This is a genomic window from Burkholderia sp. KCJ3K979, from assembly GCF_016759955.1.
Classification (GTDB): Bacteria; Pseudomonadota; Gammaproteobacteria; order Burkholderiales; family Burkholderiaceae; genus Burkholderia; species Burkholderia orbicola.
In genome coordinates, this window is sequence record NZ_JACFYV010000245.1 from 1 (window position 1) to 9,473 (window position 9,473).

7 protein-coding genes are annotated in these 9,473 nt (G+C 68.9%); 6 read left to right on the top strand and 1 reads right to left on the bottom strand.

Going from position 1 to position 9,473, the window contains the following annotated elements:
* Nucleotides 1-217 precede the first annotated feature (217 nt).
* Nucleotides 218-1,105 carry an HlyC/CorC family transporter gene (locus tag H3O04_RS30955; RefSeq protein ID WP_059504489.1) on the top strand — a complete coding sequence of 296 codons (888 nt, stop codon included), beginning with the start codon at nucleotides 218-220 and terminating at the stop codon, nucleotides 1,103-1,105.
* A gap of 52 nt (nucleotides 1,106-1,157) precedes the next feature.
* Nucleotides 1,158-2,861 carry an apolipoprotein N-acyltransferase gene (gene lnt, locus H3O04_RS30960; protein ID WP_202589132.1) on the top strand — a complete coding sequence of 568 codons (1,704 nt, stop codon included), beginning with the start codon at nucleotides 1,158-1,160 and terminating at the stop codon, nucleotides 2,859-2,861.
* A gap of 54 nt (nucleotides 2,862-2,915) precedes the next feature.
* On the opposite strand, the gene H3O04_RS30965 is transcribed toward lnt, so the two are convergent.
* Nucleotides 2,916-4,580 (bottom strand): hypothetical protein, encoded by a 1,665-nt coding sequence (locus H3O04_RS30965; RefSeq protein WP_202589133.1) that lies wholly within the window; start codon nucleotides 4,578-4,580, stop codon nucleotides 2,916-2,918.
* A gap of 283 nt (nucleotides 4,581-4,863) precedes the next feature.
* Between H3O04_RS30965 and glyQ the strand changes: the two genes are divergently transcribed.
* Genes glyQ through H3O04_RS30985 form a run of 4 tightly spaced genes read left to right on the top strand, consistent with a single transcriptional unit; the run spans nucleotide 4,864 to nucleotide 9,372 of the window.
* Nucleotides 4,864-5,868 (top strand): glycine--tRNA ligase subunit alpha, encoded by a 1,005-nt coding sequence (glyQ, locus tag H3O04_RS30970; protein WP_006477868.1) that lies wholly within the window; start codon nucleotides 4,864-4,866, stop codon nucleotides 5,866-5,868.
* Between the two features lie 22 nt (nucleotides 5,869-5,890).
* The gene (glyS, locus tag H3O04_RS30975) at nucleotides 5,891-7,990 is read left to right on the top strand and encodes a glycine--tRNA ligase subunit beta (RefSeq protein WP_006477867.1); all 2,100 of its coding nucleotides are present in this window, start codon (nucleotides 5,891-5,893) and stop codon (nucleotides 7,988-7,990) included.
* Nucleotides 7,991-8,000: 10 nt separating this feature from the next.
* Nucleotides 8,001-8,564 carry a D-glycero-beta-D-manno-heptose 1,7-bisphosphate 7-phosphatase gene (gene gmhB, locus H3O04_RS30980; protein ID WP_012329198.1) on the top strand — a complete coding sequence of 188 codons (564 nt, stop codon included), beginning with the start codon at nucleotides 8,001-8,003 and terminating at the stop codon, nucleotides 8,562-8,564.
* Nucleotides 8,565-8,607: 43 nt separating this feature from the next.
* The gene (locus tag H3O04_RS30985; protein ID WP_006477865.1) at nucleotides 8,608-9,372 is read left to right on the top strand and encodes a lysophospholipid acyltransferase family protein; all 765 of its coding nucleotides are present in this window, start codon (nucleotides 8,608-8,610) and stop codon (nucleotides 9,370-9,372) included.
* Nucleotides 9,373-9,473 lie beyond the last annotated feature (101 nt).

The following is a 9,473-nucleotide window of genomic DNA, read 5'->3' on the forward strand; positions in this document are numbered from 1 at the left end:
CCCGCCAGCGTTTTTTGGCCGCCACGCCCCGCCGACCCTTTCTGCGATAGGATGGACCCGAAGAAGACGCCGCGCCCGGCGCGGCCGTCCGCGAGCGGGGCCCGCGCGAGCCGCCCATCCTGGCCGTGCGGCCGGGGTGACACGGTCGCGTCGTGCCCTTGGTGTATCCTTGCCTACTCCGTGACCGCGCGCTCCGGCATGACCCGGGCGCACCACCATGAACGATTCGTATCCCAGTCGTAAGCCAACCGACAAACCGCAAGAAAAGCGCTCGCTGCTCGAGCGCCTGACCGACTTCATCTCGCCCGAGCCCGAATCCCGCGGCGAGCTGCTGGAAATCCTCCAGGACGCCCACGAACGCAACCTGATCGACGCCGATTCGCTGTCGATGATCGAAGGCGTGTTCCAGGTCTCCGATCTGTGCGCGCGCGACATCATGGTGCCGCGCGCGCAGATGGACGCGATCAACATCGCCGACAAGCCCGAGGATTTCATCCCGTTCGTCCTCGAAAAGGCGCACTCGCGCTATCCCGTGTACGAGGAGAACCGCGACAACGTGATCGGCGTGCTGCTCGCGAAGGATCTGCTGCGCTTCTACGCCGAGGAAGAGTTCGACGTGCGCGGGATGCTGCGCCCGGCCGTGTTCATTCCGGAATCGAAGCGCCTGAACGTGCTGCTGCACGACTTCCGCGTGAACCGCAACCACTTGGCGATCGTCGTCGACGAGTACGGCGGCGTCGCGGGCCTGATCACGATCGAGGACGTGCTCGAACAGATCGTCGGCGACATCGAGGACGAATACGACTTCGACGAGGAAGCCGGCAACATCATCTCGGGGCCGGACGGCCGCTACCGCGTGCGCGCGCTCACCGAGATCGAGCAGTTCAACGAGGTGTTCGGCACCGATTTCCCCGACGACGAAGTCGACACGATCGGCGGGCTGATCACCCATCATTTCGGACGCGTGCCGCACCGCGGCGAGAAGCTGCAGCTCGGCAACCTCGTGTTCGAAATCCAGCGCGGCGATGCGCGCCAGGTTCATGTGCTGCTGGTGCGCCGCAACCCGCTCGCCAGCCGTCGCGCCGAAACCTCGCACGAAGACTGACCGCTCCGCGCCAGCCGCGCCTCCTTCAACCGCTCGCCCTCTTCCGCTTCACATGGACGATCCGATCCCGTCCCGCCCGGCTGGCGGCCTTCTCGCGCCGGCGCCCGGCCGCGCGCTGCCGCGCTGGCACTATCCGGCCGCGCTGCTCGCCGGCGCGGCCAATACGCTCAGCTTCGCGCCCACGCCGCATGGCGGCTGGCTGCAGCTCGTCGTATTCGTCTGGTTTTTCGCACAGCTGACGCGCACGTCGAGCTGGCGCGGCGCCGCGCTCACCGGCGGCGCGTTCGGCTTCGGCAACTTCATCACCGGCGTCTGGTGGCTCTACATCAGCATGCACGTGTACGGCGAGATGGCCGCGCCGCTCGCGGGCGGCGCGCTCGTGCTGTTCTCGCTGTACCTGTCGCTGTACCCGGCGTTCTCGGCCGGGCTGTGGTCGTTCTGCGCAGGCCATGCGTGGCACCGCCGCGAGCCCGACCCGCGGCCGTTCTCGCCGACCTGGCACGGCGCGTTTGCATTCGCGAGCGCGTGGGCGCTCGGCGAATGGCTGCGCGGCACCGTGTTCACCGGCTTTCCGTGGCTCGGCAGCGGCTACCCGCAGGTCGACGGCCCGTTCGCGGGCTTTGCGCCGGTCGTCGGCGTGTACGGGATCGCGTGGGTGCTCGCGCTGTTCGCCGCGCTGGTCGTGCAGGCGCTCGCCGCCGCGCGCCCGTCGCCGGGGCGTGACGGCGGCGCCGCCGCACCGGGCGGCAACGCCCGCGTGCGCATCGCCGCGCCGGCCGCCATCGCCGTCGCGCTGCTCGCGGCCGGCGTCGGGCTGTCGCAGGTCACGTGGACCGTGCCCGCCAACGCGCCGCTCACCGTGCGGCTGCTGCAGGGCAACGTGAAGCAGGACATCAAGTTCGAGCAGGAAGGCATCGACGCGGCGATCAAGATGTACCAGCAGATGATCGTCGAGAAGCCGGCCGACCTGATCGTCACGCCCGAGACCGCGATCGCGGTGATGATCCAGGAGCTGCCCGAGCCGTTCGCCGTCGCGATCCGCAAGTTCAGCGACACGACCGGTTCGGCCGTGCTGTTCGGCGCGGTCGGCGCGTCGGTGACCGAGGACGGCCACTACGTCGACTACACGAACAGCCTGTACGGCGTGACGCCGAATTCGCGCGACATCTATCACTACGACAAGCATCACCTCGTGCCCTTTGGCGAATTCATCCCGTGGGGCTTCCGGTGGTTCGTCAACCTGATGAAGATGCCGCTCGGCGACTTCGCGCGCGGCGCGCCGGTGCAGAAGCCGTTCCTCGTGCACAACCAGCCGGTGATGGCCGATATCTGCTACGAGGACTTGTTCGGCGAGGAAATCGCCGCGACGATCCGCGACAACCCGCAGCCGCCGGGCGTGCTCGTCAACGTGACGAACCTCGCGTGGTTCGGCGACACGATCGCGCTCGACCAGCACCTGCAGATCGCGCGGATGCGCTCGCTCGAAACGGGCCGGCCGATGCTGCGCTCGACCAATACCGGGATGACGGCCGCGATCGACGCGCACGGCCGCGTACTCGGCCAGTTGAAGCCGTTCACGATCGGCTCGCTCGACGTGCGGATCGAAGGCACGAGCGGCTTCACGCCGTACGTGACGAGCGGCAACAACATCGTGCTCGCGGTGTCGCTGGTGCTGCTCGCGTTCGGCTTCACGTTCGGGCCCGGGCTGCGCCGGCGCAATGGCCGGAAGCAGCGCGGCGGCGACGCAGCGAAATGACGCAGCGGGCCGCCGCCACGCGCGGCGGCCCGTGACCGCGAACCGGCCGGCCGCTCAGGCCTGCCGGTCCGATTGGTCCAGTTGGCCCAGTTGCTCCGGCTGCGCGGCGATGCGCCGCAGATCGCGGCTCACTTCCTCCATCACCGGCGCCCACGCGCTGAACGTCGGCTGCCGGTACAACGTCGCGGTCGGATACCACGGGCTGTCCCGGCGCTCGAGCAGCCACGGCCAGTGCGGATTCACGTCGAGCAGCACCCAGGTGCGCGCGCCGAGCGCGCCGGCCAGATGCGCGACCGACGTGCACACGGTGATCACGAGATCCAGCGCGCCGATGAACGCGGCCGTCTCGTCGAAACTCGTCAATTCGGCCGTGTAGTCCTCGATCGCGAACCCGGCCGCGCGCGCGGCGGCGACATCCGCGTCCGCACCCGGCTGCAGCGAATAGAACGTGACGCCGTCGACGCCGCGAAACGCGTCGGCATAGCGCTCGAGCCCGACGCGCCGGAACGGATTGCGCTGGTGGCCCGCACTGCCCGTCCACACGAGCCCGACCTTCAGCCGGCCGTCGCGGGCGAGCCGCGCGCGCCACGCGTCGCGGGCGCCCGGCTCGGCCCGCAGGTACGGCACCGAGGCGGCGAGCGTCGACGCCTCCATGCCGAGCATCAGCGGCAGGCCGATCAGCGGCACTTCGTAATCGAATGCCGGCAACGCATCGATGCCGCCGCCCGCGCCGAACACGTCCGCGTGCGCACCGAGGCTGCGCTGCATCAGCGTGCCGAGCGCCGGAAACGTATTCCACGCGAGCCGGCCGCCCTCGCGATGCACGCGCTCGGCGAGCGGCACGACGAAGCGGCAGAACTGCAGCACGTCGCCGAGCCCCTGCTCGCCCCACACCAGCAGCGTCTTGCCGGCGAGCGGCTCGCCCTGCCAGCGCGGGCCCGGCAGCGCCGGCCGGCGGCCGCGCAACTCGCCCGCGCCGTCCCAACGCGCCTCGTGGCCGCGCCAGCCGGCCGCGTGGTTACCGCGCACGAGCTGGATGATCGCGAGATTGAAGCGGAACGACGCATCGTCGGGCGCCAGCTCGCATGCGCGCGCCGCATGGCGCTCGGCCTCGTCCCAGCGCTGCGCCTCCTTCATCGCCATCGCGACGTTGTTCATCGCAAGCGCGTTGTCGGGCGCGAGGTCGGCCAGCCGCTCGGCGCACGCGAGCGCAGCGTCCAGATCGTGCGTCGCGATCCGCGCGACGACGAGGTTGATCCATGCCTGCACGTCCCGCGGATCGTGCTTCACGGCCGCGTCGAGCAGCGCGATTTCTTCCGCGCGATCCGCGCCCGACAAGCGCAGCGCGATCGCGAGATTGTTGCGCAGCGACGGCCAGCCGGCATCGATCGCGAGCGCCGTGCGGTACGGCGCGACCGCATCCGCGTGACGGCCGGCCATCTGCAGCGCGTAACCGTGGTTGAAGTGCGTGGCCGCGCCCGGCTGCACGCGCACCGCGCATTCGGCGAGCGCGAGCGCGTCGGCCGTGCGCTGCCGCGCGACGAGCGCCGTCGTGAGCCGCACCAGCGCATCGGCATCGACCGCATGCAGATGGGCCGCAGCGGCCAGCCACAGATCGTGCGCGGCGCGCTCGCCGCGCGCCTGCGCGTCGGCGGCCTGTCCGAGCAGCGCGAGAAACGGCGGAAGCAGCGGAATCAGAATGTCGTTCGGGTCGTCCATGCAGTCGGCGTCGGCAAGCGGTGACGCGGCACGCGTGGCGCGCCGCAATACGCGCATCTTACCGCCCGCGCGACGCGCCGCGACATGGGCGCCGCGCACGTGCGCGCAGGCCGCCGGACCGGTGCGGCGGTGCGCGCATCTGCCTTCCGGCCGCATCCGGTCGCCGATCCGGTAAAATTACGCGTTTCAGCACACTAACAAGCCGCGCCGCCGCGCGAGCCGACCCTCCGGGCCCGCCCGGAGCGCCGTCCGCAACGGAGCGCCAGCGCCACGAAGGCTCTTCATGCTTACGTTTCAGCAAATCATCCTGACGCTGCAGTCCTACTGGGACAAGCAGGGTTGCGCCCTGCTCCAGCCCATCGACATGGAAGTCGGCGCGGGCACGTCGCACGTCCACACGTTCCTGCGCGCGGTCGGCCCCGAGCCGTGGCGCGCCGCGTACGTGCAGCCGTCGCGCCGCCCGAAGGACGGCCGCTACGGCGAAAACCCGAACCGCCTGCAGCACTACTACCAGTACCAGGTCGTGCTCAAGCCGGCGCCGGAAAACATCCTCGACCTGTACCTCGGCTCGCTCGAGGCGCTCGGCTTCGACCTGAAGCAGAACGACGTGCGCTTCGTCGAGGACGACTGGGAAAACCCGACGCTCGGCGCGTGGGGCCTCGGCTGGGAAGTGTGGCTGAACGGGATGGAAGTCACGCAGTTCACGTATTTCCAGGAAGTCGGCGGCCTCGAATGCAAGCCGGTGCTCGGCGAGATCACGTACGGCCTCGAGCGCCTCGCGATGTACCTGCAGAAGGTCGAGAACGTGTACGACCTCGTGTGGACCGAGTGGGAAGAGCAAGGCCCGAACGGCCCCGAGCTGCGCCGCCTGTCGTATGGCGACGTGTACCACCAGAACGAGGTCGAGCAGTCGACCTACAACTTCGAGCACGCGAACGTCGACCTGCTGTTCACGTTCTTCAACAGCTACGAAGCGGAAGCGAAGAAGATGATCGACGCGCAGCTCGCGCTGCCCGCGTACGAGCTCGTGCTGAAGGCCGGCCATACGTTCAACCTGCTCGACGCGCGCGGCGCGATCTCGGTCACCGAGCGGGCGGCGTACATCGGCCGCATCCGCGCGCTGTCGCGTCTCGTCGCGCAGGCTTACTACGACTCGCGCGAGAAGCTCGGCTTCCCGATGCTCGGCAACCCGCCGGGCGTGCCGGGCCTCACCACCGACGCCCAGGACGCCGCGCAGCCGGCATGGGCGCCGCCGCTCAAGGTCGAACGCAAGATCGATCAGGACTGACGAGACGAGATTCAATCCAACCATGACGCACAATCATCCCGCCCCCCTGCTCGTCGAACTGCTGACCGAAGAGCTGCCGCCGAAGGCCCTCGCGCGCCTTGGCGACGCATTCGCCGAAGGCATCGCGCAACGCCTCGCGGCGCGCGACCTCATCGAAGGCGAACTCGTGTTCGAGCGCTACGCCACGCCGCGCCGCCTCGCGGTCGTCGTGCAGAACGTGCGCGCCGTCGCGCCTGACAAACAGGTCCGCGAAAAGGTCCTGCCCGTGTCGGTCGCGCTCGACGCCGAAGGCAAGCCAACGGCCCCGCTCGCGAAGAAGCTCGCGGCGCTCGGCCACCCGAATGCGTCGATCGCCGATCTCGAGCGTGCGCAGGACGGCAAGGCCGAAGCGTTCTTCATCAACTACTCGGCGGCCGGCGCCACGCTCGCCGACGGCCTGCAGGCCGCGCTCGACGAAGCGCTCGCGAAGCTGCCGATCCCGAAATTCATGACGTACCAGCGCCCGGACGGCTCGGACGTGAAGTTCGTGCGCCCCGTGCATCGCCTGACGGTGCTGCACGACGATCGCGTCGTGCCCGTCACCGCGTTCGGCGTCGATGCCGGCGACACGACGCTCGGCCACCGCTTCCTCTCCGACGGCCTGGTCGCGATCCAGCATGCCCGCGCGTATGCCGACACGCTGCGCGACAAGGGCCGCGTGATCGCGCACTTCGCCGATCGCCGCGAAACGATCCGCACGCAGCTGAACGAACATGCGAACGGCGACACGGTCGTGATGCCCGAGTCGCTGCTCGACGAAGTCACGTCGCTGGTCGAATGGCCGGTCGTCTACCCGTGCCGCTTCGAGGACGAATTCCTGCAGGTGCCGCAGGAATGCCTGATCCTCACGATGCAGACGAACCAGAAGTATTTCGCGCTGACCGACGTCGCCGGCAAGCTGCGCTCGCGCTTCCTGATCGTGTCGAACATCGAGACGAAGACGCCGGGCGAGATCATCGAAGGCAACGAGCGCGTCGTGCGCCCGCGCCTCGCCGATGCGAAGTTCTTCTTCGAGCAGGACAAGAAGAAGCCGCTCGCCGACCGCGTGCCGCAGCTCGCGAACGTCGTCTATCACAACAAGCTCGGTTCGGCGCTCGCGCGCGTCGAGCGCCTCGAGGCGCTGGCCGGCGAGATCGCCCCGGCGATCGGCGCCGACACCGCGCACGCGAAGCGCGCCGCGCGTCTCGCGAAGGCCGACCTGCTGACCGACATGGTCGGCGAGTTCCCGGAACTGCAGGGCACGATGGGCACGTACTACGCGCGCCACGACGGCGAAGCCGACGACGTCGCGCTCGCATGCGCCGAGCACTACCAGCCGCGCTTCTCCGGCGACGCACTGCCGACCACGCCGGTGTCGACCGCCGTCGCGCTCGCGGACAAGCTCGAAACGATCGTCGGCATCTGGGGCATCGGCCTCGCGCCGACCGGCGAGAAGGACCCGTTCGCGCTGCGCCGTCACGCGCTCGGCGTGCTGCGCCTGCTGCTCGAAAAGCAGCTGCCACTCGATCTCGTGTCGCTGCTGCGCACGGCCCACGCACGCTTTGCCGGCGTGCCGGGCGTCGCCGAGTCGACGGACGCGATCTTCGCGTTCTTCATGGATCGCCTGCGCGGCCTGCTGCGCGAGCGCGGCTATTCGGCCGGTGAAATCGACGCGGTGCTGAGCCTGAACCCGACGCGCATCGACGATCTCGTCGCGCGCCTCGACGCGGTGCGCGAATTCACGCGCCTCGCGGAAGCCGAAGCACTCGCGGCCGCGAACAAGCGGATCTCGAACATCCTGAAGAAGTCGGAAGGCGGCGCGAACGGCGCGGTACAGCCGACGCTGCTCGTCGAGGCCGCCGAGAAGGCGCTGCACGAACAGCTCGCGGCCGTCACGCCGCACGTGCAGTCGCAACTCGAGGCGCGTGCGTACACGGGCGCGCTGTCGGCGCTCGCCGCGCTGCGCGCGCCGGTCGACACGTTCTTCAACGACGTGATGGTCAACGCGGAAGATCCGGCCCTGCGCGCGAACCGTCTCGCGCTGCTGTCCGCGCTGCACCAGCAGATGAACTGCGTCGCCGACATCTCGAAGCTCGCCGCATAAGGGCCGCACGATGCCGACCAGCCCCAACCGAAAGCTCGTCGTCCTCGACCGGGACGGCGTGATCAACGTCGATTCGGATGCGTTCATCAAGACGCCCGACGAATGGATCGCGCTGCCCGGCAGCTTCGAGGCGATCGCCCGGCTCAACCACGCGGGCTACCGCGTGGTCGTGGCGACCAACCAGTCCGGCATCGGTCGCGGGCTGTTCGACATGGCCGCGCTCAACGAGATGCACCTGAAAATGCATCGCGCGGCGGCCGCGGTCGGCGCGCGCATCGACGCGGTGTTCTTCTGCCCGCACACGGCCGAGGATCACTGCGACTGCCGCAAGCCGAAACCGGGCATGATGCAGATGATCGCCGAGCGCTTCGAGATCGATCCCGCTCACACGCCGGTCGTCGGCGATTCGCTGCGCGACCTGCTGGCCGGCGTCGCGGTCGGCTTCCAGCCGCACCTCGTGCTGACCGGCAAGGGCAAGAAGACGCTCGCCGCGGGTAATCTGCCGGACGGCACGAAGGTCCACGACGACCTGCGCGCGTTTGCGCTCGATTTTCTTTCACACGAACACGAGTGATGCGGCTGCCGCGCGCATCCTCCCCAACGCCACACTCACGCCGATGCGCTTCGTCCGCTCCCTGCTGCTGCTGATCTACTTCATCCTGTACACGGTGCCGTACGCCACCGCGTGTTTCATCGCGTTCCCGTTCATGCGCCCCGACGCGCGCTACTGGATGGCGGCCGGCTGGTGCAAGTCGACGCTGTGGGTCGTGCGCTGGCTGAACGGCATCCGCTACCGGATCGAAGGGTTCGAGAACCTGCCCGACGGCCCGGCCGTGCTGCTGTCGAAGCACCAGTCCGCGTGGGAGACGCTCGCGTTTCCGGCGCTGATGCCCAAGCCGCTGTGCTATGTGTTCAAGCGCGAGCTGCTGTACGTGCCGTTCTTCGGCTGGGCGCTCGGGCTGCTGCACATGGTCAACATCAACCGCAAGGAAGGCAAGAACGCGTTCGCGTCGGTGATCCGCCAGGGCAAGAAGCGCCTGTCGGAAGGCGCATGGATGATCATGTTCCCCGAAGGCACGCGCACGCCGGTCGGCAAGCAGGGCAAATACAAGACGGGCGGTGCGCGCTTCGCGATCGAAACCGGCACGCCGGTCGTGCCGATCGCGCACAATGCAGGTCGTGTGTGGCCGCGCAACTCGTTCACGAAATTCCCGGGCGTCGTCACGGTGTCGATCGGCAAGCCGATCGCGAGCGAAGGGCTGACGCCCGACGCATTGAACTCGCAGGTCGAAGCGTGGATCGAAGCGGAAATGCGCCGCATCGATCCCGATGCGTATCGTCAGGCGGGCAACGCCGGCACCCGCGATGCCGCGCGCGCCTGACGCTCCGGATTGCAGCCGTTGCGTACGACAAAAAGAAGCGAACTGATGAAACAGCGTCCGCGGCCACGGCCTGCCGTCGTGGCCCTCGATCATCGCCAGAT

What these genes read in the sequence shown, in the direction of transcription:
- H3O04_RS30955 (WP_059504489.1), top strand. Translation starts at nt 218, where the DNA reads ATGAACGATTCGTATCCCAGTCGTAAGCCAACCGACAAACCGCAAGAA.
- lnt (WP_202589132.1), top strand. Translation starts at nt 1,158, where the DNA reads ATGGACGATCCGATCCCGTCCCGCCCGGCTGGCGGCCTTCTCGCGCCG.
- H3O04_RS30965 (WP_202589133.1), bottom strand. Translation starts at nt 4,580, where the DNA reads ATGGACGACCCGAACGACATTCTGATTCCGCTGCTTCCGCCGTTTCTC.
- glyQ (WP_006477868.1), top strand. Translation starts at nt 4,864, where the DNA reads ATGCTTACGTTTCAGCAAATCATCCTGACGCTGCAGTCCTACTGGGAC.
- glyS (WP_006477867.1), top strand. Translation starts at nt 5,891, where the DNA reads ATGACGCACAATCATCCCGCCCCCCTGCTCGTCGAACTGCTGACCGAA.
- gmhB (WP_012329198.1), top strand. Translation starts at nt 8,001, where the DNA reads ATGCCGACCAGCCCCAACCGAAAGCTCGTCGTCCTCGACCGGGACGGC.
- H3O04_RS30985 (WP_006477865.1), top strand. Translation starts at nt 8,608, where the DNA reads ATGCGCTTCGTCCGCTCCCTGCTGCTGCTGATCTACTTCATCCTGTAC.